The following is a 20,792-nucleotide window of genomic DNA, read 5'->3' on the forward strand; positions in this document are numbered from 1 at the left end:
GGATCATTTCCGTATAACGCGACGGCTGGACCTGCAAGCCTATGAGTCGGTTGCATTTAATTTCGAGCCGGCGAATTAGACGGACATAACTGCGGAATGGGTGGCATCAGGCTTCTCGACGTTTCTCGGCGCATTGCAGGCTACCAAACCTTGCACCGCTGTTCCTTCACCATCGCCTGTCCCGCCTTGCAGCCGAACGCGGCCTGGAATTCCGGCATGTTCACGACCAGCCCGTTGACGCGATATTTCGCGGGTGAGTGCGGGTTGGTGAGGGCGTTGGCGCGCAGGCTTTCCGGGCGGTCGTTTTCGCAGGCCCACTGGGCGTAACCGACGAAGAAGCGCTGCGCCGGTGTCAGGCCGTCGACCGGCGCCAGGCGCTGGTTGGCGGTTTCGGCCTGCCAGGCGATCCACGCGAGCACGAGGCCGCCGAGGTCGGCGAGGTCCTCGCCTTCGGTCAGCTTGCTGTTGATCCTGATGTCATCGACGACGGTGTATTGCGCGTACTGGTCGACGACGCAGCTGGCCTGTTTCTCGAAGGCCTTGGCATCGGCCGGCGTCCACCAGTCCTCAAGATTGCCCTGCGCGTCGAACTGCCGACCTTCGTCGTCGAAGGCGTGCGTCAGTTCGTGGCCGACGGTGCCGCCGGTGTTGCCGTAGTTCGGCGCCGCATCCATCTTCGGGTCGTAGAGCGGCGGCTGCAGCACGCCGGCCGGGAAGTTGATGTCGTTCATCTGCGGGTCGTAGTAGGCGTTGACCGTCGGCGGTGTCATGCCCCATTCGCCGCGATCGACCGGCTTGCCGATCTTGGCGAGCTGGCGCCGGCTCTCGAACAGGTTGCCGCGTTCGACGTTGCCGGCGAAATCATCACGCCTGATCTGCAGCGCACCGTAGTCGCGCCAGCGATCCGGATAGCCGATCTTGTTGACGATGCCGGCGAGTTTTTCGAGCGCGCGCTTTCTGGTGGCCTCGCTCATCCATGGCAGCGTCGCGAGTTCGTCGCGCATCGCCTGTTCGATGCGGTCGGTCATGCGCTGCGTGTCGGTCTTGAGCTGCGGGCTGAAGCTGCGATCGACGAATTCGCGACCGAGCGCTTCGCCGAGTTGCTCGTCGGTCAGCGCCACGCAACGCTTCCAGCGCGGCTTCAGCTGCGGCACGCCGTGCAGGGTCTTGCCGTAGAAGTCGAAGTTCGCGGCGACGAATGCGGACGACAGCAGCGGCGCCTGTGCGTGTGCGAGATGCCAGCGCAGATAGGTCTGCCAGTCGGCGAGGCTGTAGTGGACAAGCGCGGCGTCGAGCGCGGCGTAATACCTGGGCTCCTCGACATTGAACACATCGGTGCCGGAAAGACCGCGCGCCTGCAGATACGCGCTCCAGTCGAAGTGCGGCGTCAGCTTCTGCAGGCCCTTGGCATCGAGCTTGTGGTCGAGCTGGTAAGGATCGCGTCGTTCGACGCGCGTCAGCTGCGCGCCGGCCAGCGTGGTTTCCATCTTCATCACGGTGGCGGCTTCGGCGGTGGCGGCTTTTGCCGGATCGCCGAGCAGACCGAACATCGCCTGCACGTGCGCTTGATACTGCCGGCGCAGGGTCTGCGATTTGTCGTCCTTGCGGAAGTAGTAGTCGCGATCCGGCAGGCCGAGGCCGCCGCGATCGGCTTCGGCGATCACGCGCGTGGCATCGGCAAGGTCCTGTGCGGAGCCGAAGCTGAACGCGAAACCGTCGTCGGCCGTGCCGGCCTGCAGTTGCGCGAGCAGCGTTGGCAGGTCGGCTTTCGACTTGAGCGCGGCGATCGCGGCGAGATCGCTCTGCAATGGTCGGGCGCCGGCCTTTTCGACGGCGGCTTCATCCATGCACGCGGCGAAGTAGTCGCCGAGCTTGCGCTGGTCGGCGCTGGCATTCGCCGTCTTGCGGCTCAGGCCGTCGAGAATGCCCCAGAGATAGCGCTGGTTGTCGTCGTAGAGCTTGCCGTAGACGCTCCAGCTCGCCTGATCGGCGGGAATCGGGTTGTGCTGCTGCCAGCCGCCGCAGGCGTACTGGTAGAAATCCTCGCAGGCGCTCGCGCCGGTGTCCATGGACTTGAGGTCCAGGCTCGGCGTGTACGGCAGCGACTGCAGCGGCTGATCGGCAAGCGCCGGCTCGAGGCAGAACGCGCTGAGCGCAGCGAGTACGGCAACGCGGATTCGCATAGGTCATTTCCGATCGGCTGGGACCGGCTGACGGTATACGCCGCAGCCGGTGCCGGCAATCCGGCAAATCCCGTCGACGAGGCCTTTCCGTGACGGGCTGCGCTGGCCGTCGGCCCCGCACTTGAGTCAGACTCACCTCCTGCAAGTGGACGGGGTCTCCGGGCCGGGTCTGGCTTACAGTTTGCGCACTCACGAATGGATGGAGAACGGCAGGATGGCGACGGCACTCAAGCCCGGCGCGCGCTACAAGAGCGCGGTATGCGATACGCAGGTGATGGTCGTGAAGGCGCCGGCCGGCGAACACGATCTGCGCTGCGGCGGCGCCGAGATGATCGCGCCGACCGCGACCGGCAGTGGCGAACCCGATGCGGCGCTGGCCGGCGGCACGCTGATCGGCAAGCGCTACGTCAACGAGGACGAGTCGCTGGAACTGTTGTGCACCAAGGGCGGCAAGGGCTCGCTGAGCCTCGGCGCCGCCGCGCTGGAAGTGAAGCAGGCCAAGCAGTTGCCGTCGTCCGACTGAGCGCAAGCGCCCTTCGTCGAATGTCCGCTCTCCTTCTGCACGAGAGCAGGTCGCGGTGCCGGGCGATTGATCCGAAACGCAATGCGGCTTGATCCGGCCGCCCGCCGCAGCACCCGCCTCTCCCCGGCGCGCGGAGAGCGCGTTAACGTCGATCCGCGCCGCACGTCGCGCCTGATTCCGGCCTGAGCACGAAGCACCATGAATATTTCCATGATTCTCGACATGGCCGCCGAAGCTTTCGGCGACCGCGTGGCCGTGGTCTGCGGCGATCAGCGCTACACCTATGCCGAGCTGCGCGCATGCGCCTTGCGTGCCGCGGCGCGCATCAAGGCCTCGGGGGCGGCGTATGTCGCGCTGCTCGATACCGCGAGCCCGGCGGCGCCGGTGGCGATCTACGCCGCCGCCTATGCCGCCGTGCCCTATGTGCCGCTCAACTATCGCCTGACCGCGCCGGAACTCAATGAGCTGGCCGAGCGCATCACGCCGGCGCTGCTGATCACGACGCCGGAGTACGGCAAGCTGCTGACGCCGCGCGACGATCTGCAGCTGATCATGCGCGATGAATTCCTGAGCCTGCCGGACGCCGACGGCGACACGCCGCAGCCGTCGGAGGATCCGCGCGACATCGCCGTGCAGCTGTTCACCAGCGGCACGACCGGCAAGCCGAAGGCGGCGATCCTGCGGCACGAGAACCTGATGTCATACATCGTCGGCACCGTCGAGTTCGGCTCCGCCGACGAAAGCGACGCGATCGTCGTCACCGTGCCGCCGTATCACATCGCCGGCATCTCGGCAGTGCTCAGTTCCACGTATGCCTGTCGGCGCATGGTGCTGCTCGCCAATTTCGAGCCGGGTGCGTGGCTGGCGGCAATGCGCAGCGAGCAGGTCAGCAATGCCTTCCTCGTGCCGACCATGCTCAGCCGCATCGTCGATCATCTGCAGGCCAGCGGCGAGGCGCCGGAGCTGCCGGCCTTGCGCGCGCTGGCCTACGGCGGCGGCAAGATGCCGCTGAGCACGATCGCCAAGGCAATGGAGCTGTTTCCGGGTGTCGATTTCACCAATGCCTACGGCCTGACCGAAACCAGCTCGACGATTGCCGTGCTCGGCCCGGATGACCATCGTGCCGCTGCGGCCAGCAGCGATCCGCTGGTGCAGCGCCGGCTCGCGTCGGTCGGCAAGCCGGCCGCGGTCGAACTGCAGATCCGCGACGACGACGGCAAGCTGCTCGGCCCCGAGGAGGCCGGCCTGGTGTTCGTGCGCGGGCCACAGGTGTCCGGAGAATATCTGTCGCTCGGCAGCCAGCTCGATGCCGACGGCTGGTTTCCGACCAAGGACCGCGGCTATCTCGACGCCGAGGGTTATCTGTTCCTCGACGGTCGCGCCGACGATGTCATCGTGCGCGGCGGCGAGAACATCTCGCCCGGCGAGATCGAGGATGTGCTGCTGTCGCATGCGGCCGTCGCCGATGTTGCCTGCGTGGCGATTCCCGACGAGCAGTGGGGCGAAGCCGTGGCGGCGGCGATCGTGCTGCATCCGGGTGGCAGCGCCAGCGAGACGGAGCTGCAGGATCTGGTGCGGACCGCGCTGCGTTCGTCGCGCGTGCCGCAGCGCATCGTCTTCAAGGATGCCCTGCCGTACAACGAAACCGGCAAGGTGCTGCGCCGCGTGATCCGTCAGGAACTGGCGGCGCTGGCCGGCGCCGCGAGCTGATCGCGGCCTCCGGCCCGCGCGTCGGCGCCGCGCGGAGCGACTATCCTTGCAGCGATCAATTCCGTGCCCGGAGCACGCGCGCACATGAAATTCGTCATCGAGAAAACCGTCGAGATCAAGGCGCCGGCCGCGGTCGTCTGGGAAGTGATCAGCGACTTGGCCAGGTATCCGGAATGGAATCCGTTCTGCGTCGAATGCCGCTCGACGATGCAGCCCGGCGATGCGATCGACATGAAGGTCAAGCTGATGGCCAGACCGCAGGCGCAGCGCGAATGGGTCAGCGAACATGTCGCAGGCAGGCGCTTCGCGTATGCGATGAAGCCGGCGCCGCTCGGCGCGCTGTCGTCGTTCCGTTCGCATGATGTCGAGGCGATCGGCGACAGCGGCACGCGTTACCGCTCGTACTTCCATCTGCAGGGCTGGCTGAAACCGCTGGTGGTCGGTCTGCTTGGCAGCCGTCTCGAGATCGGCTTTGCCGGCATGACCGACGGCATCCGTCAGCGCGCCGAAGCGCTGTGGATTCATCGCCAGTCGCAGGCCGGCGGCGGCTGAGATGGCGGCGCCGGTCGCGGCCCGCTACCGCGACGCCTTGCTGCGCGAGCTGGGCGTCGAACGTGCGCCGGCCGCCGTCGGCGCCGATCATCCGGCGCGGCGCTGGGCGCGCAGCGGTCTGATGCAACTGAGCGGTCGCGCCGACGCCGCGCCGCTGATGTCGCCCTTGCCGATCGCGTCCTGTGCCGACGGCGCGCTGGCGGCGCTGGCGACGCTCGCACCCCACGCGGATGTCGCCGATATCGATGCCGCCGGGCTGTTGTCCGAACGCGCGGCGCTGGCCGGACTGCGGCGCCAGGGCGCGATGTCGGCCGGCGGTGCCTGTCGCCTGCTGCAGGCTGCCGACGGGCTGCTGGCCCTGAGTCTGGCGCGCGACGACGACTGGACGCTGTTGCCGGCCTGGCTGGAATGCGATGCCGCGAGCTGGGCCGCTGTCGAAGCGGCGCTGCGCGAGCGCGCCTGCCAGACCCTGCTCGAACGCGGCCGTGAACTCGGTCTGGCGATCGCCGTCAGCCGCCGTGACGGCGCGCCCGCCGCGGCGTGGTTTCGCATCGCCAGCGGCGCGCCGTTCGGCGGCACACCGCTTGCGCCGCCGCGCCGGGCGCCGCGCGTCGTCGATCTGTCCTCGCTGTGGGCCGGACCGCTGTGCTCGCATTTGTTGCAGCGCTGCGGCGCCGAGGTGATCAAGCTCGAAAGCATCTCGCGTCCCGATGGTGCACGACGTGGCGCGGCGGAATTCTTCGATCTGCTCAATGCCGGCAAGCGCAGCGTCGCACTCGATCTGCAGACCTCGCGCGGGCGTGCGCAGTTGCGCGCGCTGCTGCTGCAGGCGGACATCGTCATCGAGGCGTCGCGGCCGCGCGCGCTGCGCCAGCTCGGCATCGAGGCCGACGAGCTGTTGCGCGAGAACCCCGGGCTGAGCTGGATCGCGCTCAGTGGCTACGGCCGCGGCGAGCCGCAGGAACAATGGATCGCATATGGCGACGATGCCGGCGTTGCCGCCGGACTCAGCGACACGCAGTTGCGCGCGAGCGGCGATGCCGTGTTCGTCGGCGATGCCATCGCCGATCCGCTGACCGGCCTGCACGCGGCGCTCGCCGCTCTGGCCAGCCACGACGCCGGGGGCGGGCGCCTGATCGCGCTGAGCCTTCATGACGTGGTGCGCCGGGTCGCCGGCTTCGATGCGCCGGGCGACGACGCGGCGCTGCGGGATCGTTACCGGCGCTGGACGGCGGCGGTGGGCGCCGACGATATCCGCATGCCGACGCCGCGGTGCGTCGCGGTGCATGCGCCGAGGCTCGGCGCCGATACCGCCGCGGTGCTGGGCGAGCGGGGCATCGCGTGCTGATTCGCGACGTCGAACTGCATTTCGGCGAGCGCGCCGACGTTCGCATCGACGGCGATCGCATAGTCGCGATCGATCGCCAGCTGAAACTGCATCCCGCCGAGGTCGTGCTCGACGCCGACGGTGGTGCGCTGCTGCCGGCGCTGCGCGATCATCATCTGCACTTGCTGTCGCTGGCGGCGTCGCGCGCGTCGATCGTCTGCGGCCCGCCGCACGTTCGTGATGCGGAACAACTCGCCGCCGCGTTGCGTCGAGCGGCGGCCGACGGTGAAGGCTGGCTGCGCGGCGTCGGGTTTCACGAGTCCGTGGTGGCGAATCTCGATCGCGACTGGCTCGATCTGCAGCTGCCGACGCGGCCGCTGCGTATTCAGCATCGCAGCGGTCGCTTGTGGATCTTCAATTCGGCGGGTCTCGCCGCGCTGGGTGTGCGCGACAACGGCGATGATCCCTGCGAGCGCATCGATGGCCGTCCCAGCGGCCGGCTCTACGACGCCGATGACTGGCTGCGCACGAGACTGCCGCGACAGCGGCCATCGCTGCATGCGCTGAGCCGCGAGCTGGCAGCGCACGGCGTGGTCGGCGTGACCGACACGACGCATACCAACGGTCCGGACGACTTCGCACATTTCCTCGCCGTGCGCGCCAGCGGCGAATGTCTGCAGGATCTGATGGTGATGGGTGATGCGCGGCTCGACACGCAAGTCGACGGTCTCGGTGTGCTGCGCGGTGCCCACAAGTTCCATCTGCACGAGCACGAGTTGCCCGAGTTCGACGCCCTGTGCGCCGCGATCCGGCGCAGCCACGACCACCATCGCGCCGTGGCTTTCCACTGCGTGACGCGCACCGAGCTGACCTTCGCGCTCGCGGCGCTTGCCGAAGCCGGTGCGCAAGCCGGCGACCGCATCGAGCACGCCGGCATTGCGCCGCCGGAACTGGTCGCCGACATGCTCGCGCTCGGCGTGGTGGTGGTGACGCAGCCGAGCTTCATTGCCGAGCGCGGCGATGCCTACCTTGCCGATGTCGATCCGGCCGACCGACCCTGGCTCTACCGCCTGCGCGGTCTGCAGCAGCAGGGACTTGCGCTGGCCGGCAGTACCGATGCGCCGTTCGGCGGTGCCGATCCGTGGCGTGCAATGCAGGCGGCCGTCGATCGTCGTACGCCCGGCGGCGTGCTGCTCGGTGCCGACGAGCGTCTGACCCCGGAACAGGCATTCGCGTTGTTCACCGGCCCCTTGTCGGCGCCGGCCGATCCCGCACCGGCGCTGGCTGTCGGTCGGCGCGCCGATCTGTGTCTGCTGGAGTCGCCGTGGCGGACGCTGCGCGAACGGCTCGATCAGGTCCGCGTCCGTGCGACCTGGCGTGCGGGAACGCTGATCTGGCAGGCTCTCGAGTGAGGTTTTGCCCGTCATCCGAGTAGACGAAGTATTTCGAGGCGGTATTCTTGAAACTTCAGGCAGGAGCGTGCAGCAAGATATGCAGATCAGTGGCAAGAAGCAGATGCGGGCCGGCGCACACAGTGCGTCGGCGGCGCGCGTGGGGCGGCCACCGGCGGTGTCGGTGCAGGCCATCGTTGCCGCGGCGATCGAACTCGGCCTCGACACGGTCACCTTCAAGCAGATCGCGGATCGCCTCGGCGTTGCCCAGGCGACGCTGTATCGGCATGTCCACAATCGCGACGAACTGGTGCGGCTCGCGGCGTTCCAGATCACGCTGGCGCGGCGGCTGCCGGACGGCGAACACGAACACTGGTCGGCCCTGGCCGAGCGTTATGCGGAGAGCCTGTTCGAGGCCTTTGTCGGCGAGCCGCAGCTGATCGCCGAACTCCTGCGCGGCCGGCTCGGTCCGCACGCCGAGGTCGATATCCTCGAACAGTTCGTCGAAGCGCTGGGCGAGCATGGCTTCACGATCAACGAATCCGCTTCGCTGTTCCACTCGCTCGGCATGCTGACGATCGGTGCCGCCAGCGGTGCGATCGGGCTCAATGCCAGCTTGCAGAACGGCGAGCCCTGGCACCGCCTGATGCGCACGACGCTCGCCGAGCGCGACGAGGATGAACTGCCGCATGCGCGCGCGGTGCTGACGAACATTGCCGAGTCGTCGCTGCTGATCGACTGGCGCGGCGCGCTGCGTGCGCTGCTGGCCGGCATCGCCGTCAGTCGTGGCGAGAAGCTGCCGGTGCGCGCGCCGCGTGCGGCGCGCAGCAGCTGATACAGCGACGCGGCGCCAGCATATCCGCCGCAGATCGGGACCGGCCATGGAAAAATGGATTTGCGTGATCTGCGGCTTCGTCTACGACGAGGCGCTGGGCATGCCGGATCACGGGATTGCGCCCGGCACGCGGTTCGGCGATCTGCCTGATGACTGGAGCTGTCCCGAATGTGGTTCGCCGAAGTCGGCATTTGAACAAATGGTCGAATAACGCGGTCTTCAACGAGAACCCCATGAAGCACGAAATCAAGGCGCGGTACCCGGCGTCACCCGACATCGTCATGAAGATGTTCGCCGACAAGGCCTTCCACACGCGCAAGCTGGAGATGCTGGGCATGCCGTACAAGGTGCTGGCGCAGTCCGGCAATGCCAGGCAGTTCAGCATCCGCATCGAACGCAAGGTGCCGGTGCAGATGCCGGGCGTCGGCAAGAAGGCGGAGACCACCATCGTCAACGAAGAAGTCTGGAACCTTGCCGACAAGACCGGTGTCGTCAAGGTCGACGCGGGCGTCATGCCGCTGGATTGCAGCTGCACGACGGCGATCACCGCCGACGGTGCCGCCGCGATCGTGACCTATCGATGGGAAGTGAAGTCGAGCGTGCCCCTGCTCGGCGGCAAGATCGAGAAGATGGCGATCGCCGACATGGAAAGCCGCTCCGATGACGAGACGCGCGTCGCCATCGAGCTGCTGAAGGACTATCGCTGAGCGTCTGTCGGCAGCGGAGCCCGCGTCGGCACGCCCGCAAACGCAGCGCGGATACTTGCTTTGGATGAGGCGGACCGCCGCCCGGCAATTAGGATGGGCGGCGATTGCATGAGAGCGGCGCGTGACCGCGCCGGCAGCGCCCGCAACCCGACGGCGCTGCCATGCAGACCGAATGTGCAATAGACGGGGCCGCCGCCAAGGCCCGGTCACTGAGGAGAAGCTGATGAATTTCAAACTGCTTGTGGCGTCCTGTCTGACGGCGGGTCTGGCCGGCGTCAGTGCCGGCAATGCGTACGCCAAGGTCGACGCCGCGCAGGCCGCCGAACTGAACGGCCCGAAGCTGACCTGCATGGGCGCCGAACGGGCCGGCTCCAAGGATGGCGTCGCCGAATACACCGGCAAGTACTTCGGTACCTGGCCAGGGCTCAAGAAGCCGTACGGCTACGACCCGGGACCTTTTGCCGATGAAAAGCCGCTGTTCACGATCACCGCGCAGAACATGGCGCAGTATCAGGACAAGCTCACCGAAGGCGAAAAGGCGCTGCTCAAGCAGTATCCGGATTCGTACCGGATGAACATCTATCCCAGCCACCGCGATTTCCGTTTTGCGGACTGGGTCTGCGACACGGTCAAGAAGAACGCCGTGACCTCGGAAGTGATCCACAACGGCCTCGGCATCACCGGCATCAGCGGCGCGATTCCGTTCCCGTTTCCGAAGAGCGGTCTGGAAGCGATCTGGAACATCATCAACCCGCATCGCGCCTGGACGGAAAAGGCGGTCTGCGATATCGCCGACGTCTACTCGAACGGCAGCATCGCCTGGGGCCGCAACAAGTTCATGACCATGAACCCCGGCAACAATCCGAACGAGCGCGGTTCGTTCCAGGACAAGATCAACGCCTATTTCTACACCGGCTATCTGCTGCCGGAGCGTGACAAGGGTTTTGTCGCCGTCGGTCTGCAGCCGAACGATTTCACCAACGACGCGACGCAGTCCTGGCAGTACCAGCCGGGCATCCGCCGTGTCCGCCAGGCACCGGAAGTCGGCTTCGACTACCCGGTGCCGCCGGCCGGTCTGCGCACGGTCGACGACGACTACGTCTTCAACGGTTCGCCGGAGCGCTACACCTGGAAGCTGGTCGGCAAGAAGGAAATCTACGTTCCTTACGACAACTTCAAGATCAACGATCCGAGCCTGAAGTATTCCGAGCTGATCAAGCCGAACGTGATCAATCCGGACTACGAGCGCTACGAGCTGCATCGGGTCTGGATCGTCGAAGGCACGCTCAAGGATGGCGTCCGCCACATCTATCACAAGCGTCGTCTGTACGCCGACGAGGACACCTGGATGGCGCTGTGGGCCGACAACTACGATGCGCGCGGCCAGCTCTGGCGCGTGGCCTACGTCAACTACTTCTATTCGCAGGAATCGAAGACCTTCCATCGCGGTGCGTCGCTGTACAACGATCTGACTGCCAAGGCCTACGAGGCCGGCTATCTGGTCAACGAGCGCGGCAGCGACTGGTGGCGCATCAACATTCCGCTGACACCGGCGATGTTCAGTCCGGGCGCGGCGGCGCGCGGCGGCCACTAGCGGAACATTCCCGGCATTTTTCTTCGCGGGGCGGCCACGGGCCGCCCCGTACATTTGGGCAGTCATTCATGAAGAACGCTTTCATCACCGGCGCCAACATCGGCCAGGCCAATCTGCTGACCAAGGCGCTTGCCGAGCGCGGCTGGCGCGTATTCGCCGGTGTGTTGCCGGGCGCGCCGACCGACCTGAAGACCGGCGGCAACATCACCGTCGTCGATCAGGACGTGTCGAAGGGCGAGTCGGTCAAGGCCAGTGCCGAGTTCGTCACGCAGGCGCTGAATGGCGAGGGACTCGATCTGCTGATGAACGTGGCCGGCGTCGCCAACATCGGCACCGGCGTGCTGGAAGCGGCCGACTTCACCGCCGTCGAGCGCCTGTTCAACATCAACATGTTTGGCCAGCTGCGTGTGATCCAGGCGTTCCTCCCGTTGATCCGCAAGAATGCGCCGGGCTCGCGCATCGCCAACTACAGCTCCGGCGCGATTCTCGCCAATCCGGTCGGTGCCGGCGCGTACAACATGACCAAGCACGCGATCCACGGCATGACGCTGACGCTGCGTCACGAACTGGCGCCGTTCGGCGTGCAGGTCACGTCGATCATTCCCGGTGGCGTGCTCACGGCGATGTCGGCGAATTCGCACGCCAACACCAAGAAGACCTGGAACGAACAGCCGGACGCCATCCGCAAGGTCTACGAGCCGCACCTCGGCAAGGTGATGATGCAGGTGCTGCCGGACATGCTCGAAAAAACCGGTGCCACGCCCGAGCACGCGCTGGCCGGCACGCTGGTGATCCTCGACAAGAAGAAGTGGAAACCGATGGAGTACCTCGGCAAGGACGTCAAGCCGATGGGCGTGATGCGCCGTCTGCTGTCCGACAGCCAGCTCGAAGCCGTGATGCGCAAGACCTTCAAGGTGCCAGGCTACAAGGCCTGAACGCTGCGGCAGCAGGCGCAGGCCGAGCCGATCGACTTAGAATCGCGGCATGGAAACGGATGCTGCGGCGGTGCACGGGACAGGCGATTCGCCGGCGGCGCCGGCTGATTGGGCGCCCGCACACCATGGCGAGCTGCTGCAGAGCGATCCGCAGCGCTATGCGCAGATGGTGAAGAACATCACCGGCTTCGGCGTCTACCTGATCGATCGCGAAGGGCGCATCGCCAGCTGGAATCAGGGCGCAGCCAAGATCACCGGGTACACCGAGAACGAAGTCGTCGGCCAGCCCTACGGCAAGCTGTTCTCGAAAAGCGTCGATGGCGAAGGTCTGCCGCAAAGAACACTCAATCACGCGCGCGAAAATCGGCACTGTCGCGACGAGCATCGGCGCCAGCGCCACTCCGGCGAGGCGTTCTACGCGCAGTGCGCGGTCGACGTGCTGCGCAATCCGGACGGCGAGGTGTCCGGCTATGTCGAGGTGTTTCACGACATCACCGAACAGAAGCATCGTGAGGACGTGTTGCTGCAGCGCGCGACTCGCGATGCGCTGACCGGGGTCGCCAACCGCGGGTACTTCAATGAAGTGGCGAGCAGCGAGATCGCGCGTGCGCGACGCTTCGCCGAGCCGTTGTCGGTGATCATGCTCGACATCGATCACTTCAAGAAGATCAACGATACCTACGGGCATGACACCGGCGATCGTGTCATCACGGCGCTGGCGCGCACCTGTACCGAGACGATGCGCAAGATCGACGTGGTCGGCCGTCTCGGCGGCGAGGAGTTTGCCGTCCTGCTGCCGCGTGCCAACAAGGAGCCGGCGCTGGAGATCGCCCAGCGGCTGCGGCGGACCGTGGCGGAACTGCGCGTCGCCGACAGCGAGGGCCGCCAGATCAGTTTCACTGTCAGCGGCGGCGTGGCCGCGCTGCGGCCGCTGACGCGCGATCTCCATGAACTGCTGCGCAATGCCGACAGCGCGCTCTATCAGGCCAAGCGGGAAGGCCGCAACCAGATCCGCGCCTGGTTCGATTAGCCAGGCGGCCGGATGCGCGCGCCAATGGCCTGCGAGCCCTGCGTGCTTTAGAATCCGCCCCTCACGCGCCCGTAGCTCAGCTGGATAGAGTATTGGTTTCCGAAACCAAGGGTCACAGGTTCGAATCCTGTCGGGCGCACCATCTTTGATCCGCGATCGGGCTTGCGTGCTGCGGTCGTGCGCCGGATGCGGCCAGCGGGCGTGCCGGCGCGGTTGCCGAGGCCCGTCGCTCCCCAGATGACCATCGCGCACGTCGCCATCTTCCGGAAATCGTCGAGCGCCGTCGCGCGTGCCCTGCTGTTTGCACTGTTGCTCGGCGGTGGCGGTCGTGTGCTGGCCGACGACAGCTGCGACGCCTGCGCCAGGTGGAACGAACCGGTCGACCCGTTCCGGATTTTCGGCAATACCTACTATGTCGGGGCGCGTGGCATCAGCAGCATCCTGATCACCTCGCCGCAAGGCCACGTCCTGATCGATGGCGGGCTGCCGGAGTCGGCGCCGCTGATCGCCAACAACATCGTCGCACTCGGCTTCGCACTCGACGACGTCAAGATCATTCTCAATTCACACGCGCATTTCGATCACGCCGGCGGCATTGCCGAACTGGCACGCGAGAGCGGGGCGCAGGTGATGATGAGTCCCTGGAGTGCCAATGCCTTGCGTCACGGCAACGGCGGCGTGGCCGATCCGCAATATGGAAGTCTGCCGGCATACCCGTCGTTCTCGCACGTGCAGACGGTCGAGGATGGCGAAACGATCAAGCTTGGCGAGTTGCGGCTGACAGCGCATTTCACGGGCGGCCATACACCCGGCGGCACCTCGTGGACCTGGCAGTCCTGCGAGGACCATCGCTGCGCCGATATCGTCTACGCCGACAGCCTGACGGCGGTGTCGGCGCCGGACTTCCGCTTCACCGCGGCGACGCGCTATCCGCAGGTGCTGAAGGATTTCGAGCGCAGCTTCCGTACGATCGCCGGCCTCGACTGCGACATCCTGCTGACGCCGCATCCGGACGCGTCGGCGTTCTGGCAACGCCGCGAAGCGCAGCAGGACAGCCACGATCCGGTTGCGTTCGTCGACACTGGCGCCTGCGAGACTTATGTCGAGATCGCCCGCAAGCAATTGCAGGAACGCCTGAACAGCGAGCGGGCACAGTCCGCGGCGGCGGCTGCCCCCGCGCCCTGATGCCCGCTGCTCCAGGCTTGCGTCAGCTGACGCGGCCGAGAAAATCCATCTTGCCGATCTCGACGCCGTTGTGGCGCAGGATGTTGTACGTCGTCGTCACGTGAAAGTAGAAATTCGGCAGAGCGAAATGCAGCAGATAACTCTGTCCGTCGAATTTCAGTTCGCCGCTGCGCAGTGCCAGCGTGATCGGTCGCGCTTCGCTGCCATCGACCTGTTCCGCTTTCACGGTGTTGAGGAACGCGACGGTCTTGTCGATGCGGGCGAGGATTTCCGGCAGTGTCTTCTCGGTGTCTTCGAATTTCGGCTGCTCGATCCCGGCGAGCCGGGCGGCACAGCCCTTGGCGGCGTCGGTGGCGATCTGGACCTGCCGCGCCAGCGGGAACATGTCGGCGAACAGACGGCTGTCGGCGAGCAGCGTGCCATCGAACTTGCGCGCTTCAGCGTAGGCGCCACCCTTCTCGATCAGGCTGCGCAGATTGCCAAGCATGCGGACAAAGACCGGAACCGAGGCCTGATACATCGAAAGCGTCATTGCGAAACTCCAGGGGAAGGGTGGCGGATTGTAAGGCCGGCCCGCGCAGCATGGCACGGTATCTGCGTTATGTTCTGGAGTTGCAAGGTGTTTCGGCTTCGCAGACCTCGTCCAATCGCATTATTGACTGATTGGTCAGCAAGGTTTATAGTGCACCGCAACATGAGCCAGTAACGAAAAACCCGGTAAGCCGGGTGGCGTTACCGGGTCTGACCGATCTCCTCCAGAAAGGCCAAGCGCCTTTCTCGCATTTACCCTCCGACTTATCGGGGGGTTTCTTTTTTGCGAGTGGCGCATCGCGGAACCAGGGCCGCGTAGTGCGTGTCTCCCGGTTCCTGTCTCTCCCCCAGATAGTCCAGCGGCAAGCGCTGCCGCGGGCCCGAAGCTGGTGTGTGAAGGCTGTGATTGTGTAACAAACCTGACAGCAAACACAAGCCATGGCACCGCGACGGTGCGCCGGCTCAATTCGGAAGGCGCAGGCCGATCCGCGTCGGGCGGTCACCGTCCACGCTCTTGATCACAAGTTGAATGTCGCCCAGCCGAAGGCGATCGCCGATCACCGGATGCGGCAGATGAGTCAGCAGCAATTGTGCGACGGTCTTGTCGTCGGCGCCGTCGGGAACCGCCAGGCCGTAACTTTCGCAAAGCGCCGCCACCTGCGCTTCGCCGTCGATCGTGAACTCGCCGAAGTAGCGCCGCGTCAGCGGTTCCGAAGGCAATTGCACCGACTCGAAAATGCGGTCCAGCACATCGAGCTGGTTCTGCGCCGCAAGCAGCGACACGTAATCGTGCGACTGCAGTTCACCCCACTCGCGATAGTGCAGCAGGCGGCCGCCCCGGGCGATGCAGATGACGCGCGAGACGTCGGGAATCGGCAGGCTCTTCGGCCGCATGCCGATCAGCTGGCTGTGCGATGGCACGCGATAGCTGACCACTTCGTAGCCGCGTTGTCCGGGCAGATCGATGTCGACGCGGTGCACGCGTGCCGACGATGTCGGTACCCGCAGCCCCAGCAGCTTGGCAACCGGTGCCACGCTCCAGCCTTGCACGACCAGCGAGACCAGCACGATGAAAAACGTGATGTTGAAGTAGAGCTGGGCATTGTCGAGCCCGGCCAGCCACGGATAGGTCGCCAGCACGATGGGCACCGAGCCGCGCAGGCCGACCCAGGCGATATACAACTGTTCTCGCCAGCGGAAGCGGAACGGCGCGAGGCTGACCAGCACGGCGGTCGGCCGCGCGACGAGAATCAACACTGCGGAAATCAGCAGGCCGGGAATGACGACGTCGACCAGCTGATGTGGCGAAGCCAGCAAGCCGAGAATCACGAACATGCCGATCTGTGCCATCCAGGCGATGCCGTCGTGGAAGCGGCGAATGCTGGCTGCGGCGCGCACCGAGCGATTGCCGAGGAAGATGCCGGCGAGATAGACGGCAAGAAAACCGCTGCCGCCGACGATCGCCGTGATGCCGAAGATCGTCAGGCCGCCGAACAATGCCAGCAGCGGATACATCGAATCACCGAGCCGCAGCCGGTTGAGGCCACGCATCAGCAACCAGCCGCCGGCGAGTCCGAAGCCGGCGCCGGCCAGCATTTGCCAGGCGAGCAGGCGAAATGCATCCGCGAAGCCGAAACTGTCCGGTGCGCGCAGATAGGCGATCGTCGCCAGCGTCAGGAAGATCGCGAACGGATCATTGGTGCCGGATTCGATTTCCAGCGCCGAGGCGACGCGTTCGTTGAGCGCCGTGGCGCTGGCACCGAGCAGCGAAAACACGGCGGCGGCATCGGTCGACGCGACGATGGCGCCAATCAGAAAACCTTCGGCAGGGGTCAGCCCGAGCAGCCAGGTGCAGAAGCCGGCCGTGATCCCGGCCGTGATCAGGACGCCGACACTCGACAGTGCAAGTGCCGGCCGCAAGCCGGTGCGGAAACTGTGGATTCGCGTGCGCAGGCCGCCGTCGAACAGCACGACGGCGAGCGCTGCCGTCGCGGCGAGATTGGCGGCCGCGTAGTTCTGGAAATGAATGCCGCCCGGACCGTCTTCGCCGGCGAGCATGCCGACGACCAGAAACACCAGCAGCAGCGGGACGCCGACGCGCGGCGTGACGACGGTCGCCAGAATGCTGACGAGAAACAGCAGTGCGGCGAGCAGGATCAGGCTGCTGGCGGTATCGAATTCCATGAAGCGCAAGTGTAAGCAGCGGATGTGCCGTCCGGTATGCGTCGCGATGCGTTCGTTGTAGTCGCGGCTTCGGGCAAGCCGTTATACTGCGCGGCCAAATTCCCGGCCGGTCAGGAGTTGTCAGTGGAGCCCAAGAACCACGACCAGGTGTTCTTCATCAATTTCGGCATGGTGCTCGGCATCCTGGTTGCGATCGCCTTTGTCTGTGCTTTCGCCGCACGTCTGCTTGATTCGGGCAACGAGCATGAGGAGCCGCAGGCGCAGGCCCGTCTCGAAGATCGCATCAAGCCGGTGGCAACCGTGGTCACCGATCCGTCGGTGCTGGTCAAGCTTGCGGCTGCCGCTCAGGCCGCCCGCCCGGCGATGACCGGCGATCAGGTCTACGCGAAAGTCTGCACGGGATGCCATGCAGCCGGCGTGCTCGGCGCGCCGAAGGTCGGCGACAAGGCGGATTGGGGCGCACGACTGAAGTCGCAGGGCGGTGTCGACGGGCTGCTCAAGAAGGCCATCAGTGGCATCAACTCGATGCCGCCGCGCGGTGGCGATGCCAGCCTCAGCGACGACGAGATGAAGGGCGCGATCGAGCACATGCTCAAGCAGACCGGTCTCTAGACGGTTCGGGTCAGCTGCATGAAAACGCCGCCTCCGGGCGGCGTTTTCGTTTGCGCTCCATTATTGGGCGCGTTGCGACAAGGCTTCCCATTCTGGTGCGCGAGAGGGCCCCGCGGGTTGGCGGAACGATCTGATTTTCGTCGCCGATGCCTCTGTTTCCGAGTGAAAATCCCGATTGACCGCGGCCGAGAAAGCTGGATGGCATGGGCTTTGCGATCAGGCAACGGGGCCGCATGCAACGGTGCACGCGGAACATCTAACCACTTGGGAAGAGAAAATAATGGAATTCAAGCGTTCAGTGTTGGGCGCCGTCCTTGTCGGCGCGGCGGCGTTCTCGGGCAGCGCGATGGCAGGCGTGACGGGTAACGTCGGTGCGGTCAGTGAGTACATGTTCCGCGGTGTCGGTCAAGGCGCCAGTGGTGGCGAGGCCGCGATCCAGGGCGGCATCGACTACTCGCACGACTCTGGCTTCTATGCTGGTCTCTGGGGCTCGAACATCAGCTGGGCGGGTGCAGGCCACGCTGAAACTGACGTCTACGGTGGTTACTCGACCAAGCTGGGTGACCTCGGCCTGGACGTTGGCTTGATCTACTACTACTACGCTGAATACAAGGAAAGCCCGGCTCTGCCGAAGAGCCCGGACACCCTTGAGGGTTACGTCAAGCTGTCCTACGGACCGATCGGCCTGCAGTACTACTACAGCCCGCGCTATTTCGGCCTCACTGAAGACGGCACTTCCAGCGGCAGCAATCTGAAGAATTCGTACATCGCGCTGACGGGCGCGTTCCCGATCTCGGATTCGCTGAGCTTCAACGTCAGCGTCGGCGATACGCTCAGCAGCTCGGAAGCATGGGCGACGAAGAGCGACGGCACGCTGAAGAAGAGCTACATCGACTACAACCTCGGACTCAGCAAGTCGATTGACGACTCCTTGAGCGCCAGCTTCTCGATCATCGGCACCAACCTCAAGGTCGGACCGGATGCGGTCACCGACAAGCCGAAGTTCGTTATCGGCCTGAAGAAGACGTTCGACATCTAAGTCGATTGTCGACATGACTGGAGAAGGGTCGCCACGTGCGGCCCTTCTTCGTTTCAGTGGTTGCTGGCGGATGATCCGCGGTAACGCAGCGCTTCCGCGACGTGCGCGGACCGCACCGGCGCGCTGTCGTCGAGGTCCGCGATCGTGCGTGCGACTTTCATGACGCGATGGCAGGCCCGCGCCGACAGTTGGAGCTTGAGCATGGCCTGCTGCAGCAGTGCGAGGCCGTCGGCTTCAGGACGCGCGTGACGATCGAGCGCATCTCCGTCGAGGCCCGCGTTGGTACCGGCTTGTCGCTGCATCTGACGATCTCGCGCCGCCACCACGCGTGCTCTTACAGTCGCGCTCGTTTCGTTGTGACCGCGATCGGCCAGCAGCGGTGCGTGCTCGACGCGTGGCACGAACAGTTGCATGTCGATGCGATCGAGCAAGGGGCCGGAGATGCGCGCGCGATAGCGGGCAACCTGATCGGGCGTGCATCGACATTGCCCGGCGGCATCGCCGAGATGTCCACAGGGACAGGGGTTCATCGCTGCGATCAACTGGAAGCGTGCCGGGAAATCGGATTGTCTGGCGGCTCGCGAAATCGTGATCGTGCCGCTTTCCATCGGCTCGCGCAGCACCTCGAGTACGCGGCGATCGAATTCCGGCAATTCGTCGAGAAACAGCACGCCATGATGGGCGAGCGTGATTTCCCCGGGTCTCGGCTGCGAACCGCCACCCACCAGCGCGACGCCGGAGGCCGTATGGTGAGGTGCGCGAAACGGCCGATGACCCCAGCGCGACGGATCGAAGCCGCCGCTGATCGAGGCCACGGCCGCAACGTCGAGCGCCTCGGCTTCGCTGAGCGGCGGCAGGATGCCTGGCATGCGGTGCGCGAGCATCGATTTGCCGCCGCCCGGTGGTCCGATCAGCAACAAAGAGTGACTCCCGGCTGCGGCAATCTCGAGTGCGCGCTTCGCGGCAGCCTGGCCGCGTACATCGGACAGATCATGACTGCTGCCGGGTTCGCCACGCGGCAAGGGCGCGGGCTCGGGCGTCGACAACTGTCCCCTGTGCAGTTCCGCGCACAGACTGCCGAGGTCGCGTGCGACATGAAGCCGCGCGTCGCGTGCGAGGCCGGCTTCGGCGTGGTTGGCCAGAGGCAGCAGCAGGGCGTGACCGGCTGCCGTGGCCTTGATGGCGGCCGGCAAGGCGCCGCGAATCGGTCGAATCTCGCCGGACAGCGACAGTTCGCCGAGTGTTTCCAGCGCCGACAGGGATTCCATCGGAATCTGCTGCGAGGCGGCGAGAATGCCGAGCGCGATCGCCAGATCGAAGCGGGAGCCGTCCTTGGGCAGATCGGCCGGCGCAAGATTGCAGGTGATGCGCTGCAGCGGGAAGCGGTAGCCACTGTTGCTGATCGCGGCGCGCACGCGATCCTTGGCTTCACGCACCGATGCTTCCGGCAGACCGACGATGTTGAGGCCCGGTAGTCCGGGCGCCAGATGCACTTCGACCGTGACCGGATCGGCGGCCAGACCGTTCTGAGCGCGGGCAAATACGGTCGCGAGCGTCATGCCCGCATGCTAGGGCGTTCTTCGCGGCAAAGATGTGCGCGCGATCGCACTCGCGAGCGAATTCAATCCGCGGCGATACCCGTGGCCGAGCCTTCCGTCGGGCGTTGCTCCAGCGCCTTGATGCGCTTCTCCAGCGCCGCGAGTTTCTTCTGGGTGCGCGCCAGCAGTTCAGCTTGCGTGTCGAAGCGGTCGCGCGACACCAGATCCCACTTTTCCAGATTGGCACGCAGCACCGCACGGAAATTGTCCTCCAGCTCGCCGCGCAGGCCGCGCAAACCCGGCGGCAGGATGCCGCTCAGCTTTGATGCCAGTTCTTCGATGCGACTCGTTTCCATGGAGACGTTCCCATTTGTGACGGTAGGCATTATGCCCGCGCCGTTGCCGTCCCTGCGCGGGCACGGCGCACCAAAATGGGGCTTTCGCTGGCCGGCAAGAGCCGAATCCGGCGGTTCCGGCGTGGCACGGTCCATGCTTTGAAGCCACGGGGCGCCGCGGTGATCAGGCTCTCGCGACGTCAGGACGCTTTCCGACTCAGGAGTGATTTGCATGAAATTAATTGCAGCGATCATCAAGCCGTTCAAGCTGGACGAGGTGCGAGAAGCACTCTCGGATATCGGCGTGGCCGGCATTACGGTGACGGAGGTGAAGGGCTTCGGCCGCCAGAAAGGCCATACCGAGCTTTATCGCGGTGCCGAGTACGTCGTCGACTTTTTGCCGAAAGTGAAGATCGAAGTCGCGGTTTCCGAAGACAAGCTCGATGCTGCCATCGACGCGATCAGCAAGGCAGCACACACCGGCAAGATCGGCGACGGCAAGATTTTCGTCTACGACCTTGACCAGGCCATTCGCATCCGCACCGGCGAAACCGGCAAAGACGCGCTCTAAGTGACCAGGG

The 20,792-nt window shown here is 65.5% G+C and carries 20 protein-coding genes and 1 tRNA gene; 16 read left to right on the top strand and 5 right to left on the bottom strand.

Annotated elements, in window-relative coordinates; all coding sequences use genetic code 11:
* Window positions 1–140 precede the first annotated feature (140 nt).
* The gene (locus G7Y85_RS08985; protein ID WP_166255186.1) at window positions 141–2,183 is read right to left on the bottom strand and encodes a M13 family metallopeptidase; all 2,043 of its coding nucleotides are present in this window, start codon (window positions 2,181–2,183) and stop codon (window positions 141–143) included.
* Window positions 2,184–2,397: 214 nt separating this feature from the next.
* On the opposite strand from G7Y85_RS08985, the gene G7Y85_RS08990 reads away from it, so the two are divergent.
* The 13 genes from G7Y85_RS08990 to bla all read left to right on the top strand — a co-directional run bounded on the left by G7Y85_RS08990 (window position 2,398) and on the right by bla (window position 13,972).
* On the top strand, window positions 2,398–2,706 hold the full coding sequence (locus G7Y85_RS08990) for a hypothetical protein (protein WP_166255189.1): 309 nt from the start codon (window positions 2,398–2,400) through the stop codon (window positions 2,704–2,706).
* Window positions 2,707–2,904: 198 nt separating this feature from the next.
* Window positions 2,905–4,416, top strand: coding sequence for a class I adenylate-forming enzyme family protein (locus G7Y85_RS08995; RefSeq protein ID WP_166255192.1), 1,512 nt, complete (start codon window positions 2,905–2,907; stop codon window positions 4,414–4,416).
* A gap of 84 nt (window positions 4,417–4,500) precedes the next feature.
* Window positions 4,501–4,968, top strand: a complete 468-nt coding sequence (locus G7Y85_RS09000; RefSeq protein ID WP_166255196.1) for an SRPBCC domain-containing protein — start codon at window positions 4,501–4,503, stop codon at window positions 4,966–4,968.
* 1 nt (window position 4,969) lies between these two features.
* Entirely contained in the window at window positions 4,970–6,316 is a 1,347-nt protein-coding gene (locus G7Y85_RS09005; RefSeq protein ID WP_166255200.1) for a CoA transferase, read from the top strand.
* A complete protein-coding gene (locus tag G7Y85_RS09010; protein WP_166255203.1) occupies window positions 6,310–7,707 on the top strand; it encodes an amidohydrolase family protein in 1,398 nt (465 codons plus the stop codon). Before G7Y85_RS09005 ends, G7Y85_RS09010 begins: the two co-directional genes overlap by 7 nt.
* Window positions 7,708–7,774: 67 nt before the next feature.
* On the top strand, window positions 7,775–8,521 hold the full coding sequence (locus G7Y85_RS09015) for a TetR/AcrR family transcriptional regulator (protein WP_166255206.1): 747 nt from the start codon (window positions 7,775–7,777) through the stop codon (window positions 8,519–8,521).
* Window positions 8,522–8,567: 46 nt separating this feature from the next.
* The gene (locus G7Y85_RS09020) at window positions 8,568–8,732 is read left to right on the top strand and encodes a rubredoxin (RefSeq protein ID WP_166255209.1); all 165 of its coding nucleotides are present in this window, start codon (window positions 8,568–8,570) and stop codon (window positions 8,730–8,732) included.
* A gap of 22 nt (window positions 8,733–8,754) precedes the next feature.
* Complete coding sequence (locus G7Y85_RS09025) at window positions 8,755–9,228, top strand: DUF2505 domain-containing protein (protein WP_166255212.1); 474 nt, start codon at window positions 8,755–8,757, stop codon at window positions 9,226–9,228.
* Window positions 9,229–9,451: 223 nt separating this feature from the next.
* Window positions 9,452–10,822, top strand: a complete 1,371-nt coding sequence (locus G7Y85_RS09030) for a DUF1329 domain-containing protein (RefSeq protein WP_166255215.1) — start codon at window positions 9,452–9,454, stop codon at window positions 10,820–10,822.
* A gap of 68 nt (window positions 10,823–10,890) precedes the next feature.
* Window positions 10,891–11,757, top strand: a complete 867-nt coding sequence (locus tag G7Y85_RS09035; RefSeq protein ID WP_166255218.1) for an SDR family NAD(P)-dependent oxidoreductase — start codon at window positions 10,891–10,893, stop codon at window positions 11,755–11,757.
* 49 nt (window positions 11,758–11,806) lie between these two features.
* Window positions 11,807–12,787: a sensor domain-containing diguanylate cyclase gene (locus G7Y85_RS09040; RefSeq protein ID WP_166255221.1), complete on the top strand. Its 981-nt coding sequence runs from the start codon at window positions 11,807–11,809 to the stop codon at window positions 12,785–12,787.
* 65 nt (window positions 12,788–12,852) lie between these two features.
* Window positions 12,853–12,929, top strand: a tRNA-Arg gene (locus tag G7Y85_RS09045).
* 95 nt (window positions 12,930–13,024) lie between these two features.
* Window positions 13,025–13,972, top strand: coding sequence for a subclass B3 metallo-beta-lactamase (gene bla, locus G7Y85_RS09050; protein WP_166255225.1), 948 nt, complete (start codon window positions 13,025–13,027; stop codon window positions 13,970–13,972).
* A 22-nt stretch (window positions 13,973–13,994) separates the two neighbouring features.
* Here bla and G7Y85_RS09055 read toward each other — a convergent pair whose 3' ends face one another.
* Entirely contained in the window at window positions 13,995–14,504 is a 510-nt protein-coding gene (locus G7Y85_RS09055) for a DUF1993 domain-containing protein (protein ID WP_166255227.1), read from the bottom strand.
* A 461-nt stretch (window positions 14,505–14,965) separates the two neighbouring features.
* A complete protein-coding gene (locus G7Y85_RS09060; protein ID WP_166255230.1) occupies window positions 14,966–16,687 on the bottom strand; it encodes a potassium/proton antiporter in 1,722 nt (573 codons plus the stop codon).
* Window positions 16,688–16,810: 123 nt separating this feature from the next.
* On the opposite strand from G7Y85_RS09060, the gene G7Y85_RS09065 reads away from it, so the two are divergent.
* Window positions 16,811–17,299 (top strand): c-type cytochrome, encoded by a 489-nt coding sequence (locus tag G7Y85_RS09065; protein WP_366514935.1) that lies wholly within the window; start codon window positions 16,811–16,813, stop codon window positions 17,297–17,299.
* A gap of 280 nt (window positions 17,300–17,579) precedes the next feature.
* Window positions 17,580–18,338: a TorF family putative porin gene (locus G7Y85_RS09070; RefSeq protein WP_166255233.1), complete on the top strand. Its 759-nt coding sequence runs from the start codon at window positions 17,580–17,582 to the stop codon at window positions 18,336–18,338.
* Window positions 18,339–18,391: 53 nt separating this feature from the next.
* Here the strand turns inward: G7Y85_RS09070 and G7Y85_RS09075 are convergent, their stop codons facing one another.
* Both G7Y85_RS09075 and G7Y85_RS09080 read right to left on the bottom strand, forming a co-directional pair.
* Entirely contained in the window at window positions 18,392–19,897 is a 1,506-nt protein-coding gene (locus tag G7Y85_RS09075; RefSeq protein WP_166255236.1) for a YifB family Mg chelatase-like AAA ATPase, read from the bottom strand.
* A gap of 62 nt (window positions 19,898–19,959) precedes the next feature.
* Window positions 19,960–20,232, bottom strand: coding sequence for an accessory factor UbiK family protein (locus G7Y85_RS09080; protein ID WP_166255239.1), 273 nt, complete (start codon window positions 20,230–20,232; stop codon window positions 19,960–19,962).
* A gap of 211 nt (window positions 20,233–20,443) precedes the next feature.
* Here G7Y85_RS09080 and glnK point away from each other — a divergent pair, with 211 nt between their 5' ends.
* Window positions 20,444–20,782 carry a P-II family nitrogen regulator gene (gene glnK / locus G7Y85_RS09085; RefSeq protein ID WP_166255242.1) on the top strand — a complete coding sequence of 113 codons (339 nt, stop codon included), beginning with the start codon at window positions 20,444–20,446 and terminating at the stop codon, window positions 20,780–20,782.
* Window positions 20,783–20,792: the final 10 nt, after the last annotated feature.

The organism is Solimonas terrae (assembly GCF_011067135.1).
GTDB classification, from domain to species: Bacteria; Pseudomonadota; Gammaproteobacteria; order Nevskiales; family Nevskiaceae; genus Solimonas; species Solimonas terrae.

What these genes read in the sequence shown, in the direction of transcription:
- G7Y85_RS08985 (WP_166255186.1), bottom strand. Translation starts at nt 2,183, where the DNA reads ATGCGAATCCGCGTTGCCGTACTCGCTGCGCTCAGCGCGTTCTGCCTC.
- G7Y85_RS08990 (WP_166255189.1), top strand. Translation starts at nt 2,398, where the DNA reads ATGGCGACGGCACTCAAGCCCGGCGCGCGCTACAAGAGCGCGGTATGC.
- G7Y85_RS08995 (WP_166255192.1), top strand. Translation starts at nt 2,905, where the DNA reads ATGAATATTTCCATGATTCTCGACATGGCCGCCGAAGCTTTCGGCGAC.
- G7Y85_RS09000 (WP_166255196.1), top strand. Translation starts at nt 4,501, where the DNA reads ATGAAATTCGTCATCGAGAAAACCGTCGAGATCAAGGCGCCGGCCGCG.
- G7Y85_RS09005 (WP_166255200.1), top strand. Translation starts at nt 4,970, where the DNA reads ATGGCGGCGCCGGTCGCGGCCCGCTACCGCGACGCCTTGCTGCGCGAG.
- G7Y85_RS09020 (WP_166255209.1), top strand. Translation starts at nt 8,568, where the DNA reads ATGGAAAAATGGATTTGCGTGATCTGCGGCTTCGTCTACGACGAGGCG.
- G7Y85_RS09025 (WP_166255212.1), top strand. Translation starts at nt 8,755, where the DNA reads ATGAAGCACGAAATCAAGGCGCGGTACCCGGCGTCACCCGACATCGTC.
- G7Y85_RS09030 (WP_166255215.1), top strand. Translation starts at nt 9,452, where the DNA reads ATGAATTTCAAACTGCTTGTGGCGTCCTGTCTGACGGCGGGTCTGGCC.
- G7Y85_RS09035 (WP_166255218.1), top strand. Translation starts at nt 10,891, where the DNA reads ATGAAGAACGCTTTCATCACCGGCGCCAACATCGGCCAGGCCAATCTG.
- G7Y85_RS09040 (WP_166255221.1), top strand. Translation starts at nt 11,807, where the DNA reads ATGGAAACGGATGCTGCGGCGGTGCACGGGACAGGCGATTCGCCGGCG.
- bla (WP_166255225.1), top strand. Translation starts at nt 13,025, where the DNA reads ATGACCATCGCGCACGTCGCCATCTTCCGGAAATCGTCGAGCGCCGTC.
- G7Y85_RS09055 (WP_166255227.1), bottom strand. Translation starts at nt 14,504, where the DNA reads ATGACGCTTTCGATGTATCAGGCCTCGGTTCCGGTCTTTGTCCGCATG.
- G7Y85_RS09060 (WP_166255230.1), bottom strand. Translation starts at nt 16,687, where the DNA reads ATGGAATTCGATACCGCCAGCAGCCTGATCCTGCTCGCCGCACTGCTG.
- G7Y85_RS09070 (WP_166255233.1), top strand. Translation starts at nt 17,580, where the DNA reads ATGGAATTCAAGCGTTCAGTGTTGGGCGCCGTCCTTGTCGGCGCGGCG.
- G7Y85_RS09075 (WP_166255236.1), bottom strand. Translation starts at nt 19,897, where the DNA reads ATGACGCTCGCGACCGTATTTGCCCGCGCTCAGAACGGTCTGGCCGCC.
- G7Y85_RS09080 (WP_166255239.1), bottom strand. Translation starts at nt 20,232, where the DNA reads ATGGAAACGAGTCGCATCGAAGAACTGGCATCAAAGCTGAGCGGCATC.
- glnK (WP_166255242.1), top strand. Translation starts at nt 20,444, where the DNA reads ATGAAATTAATTGCAGCGATCATCAAGCCGTTCAAGCTGGACGAGGTG.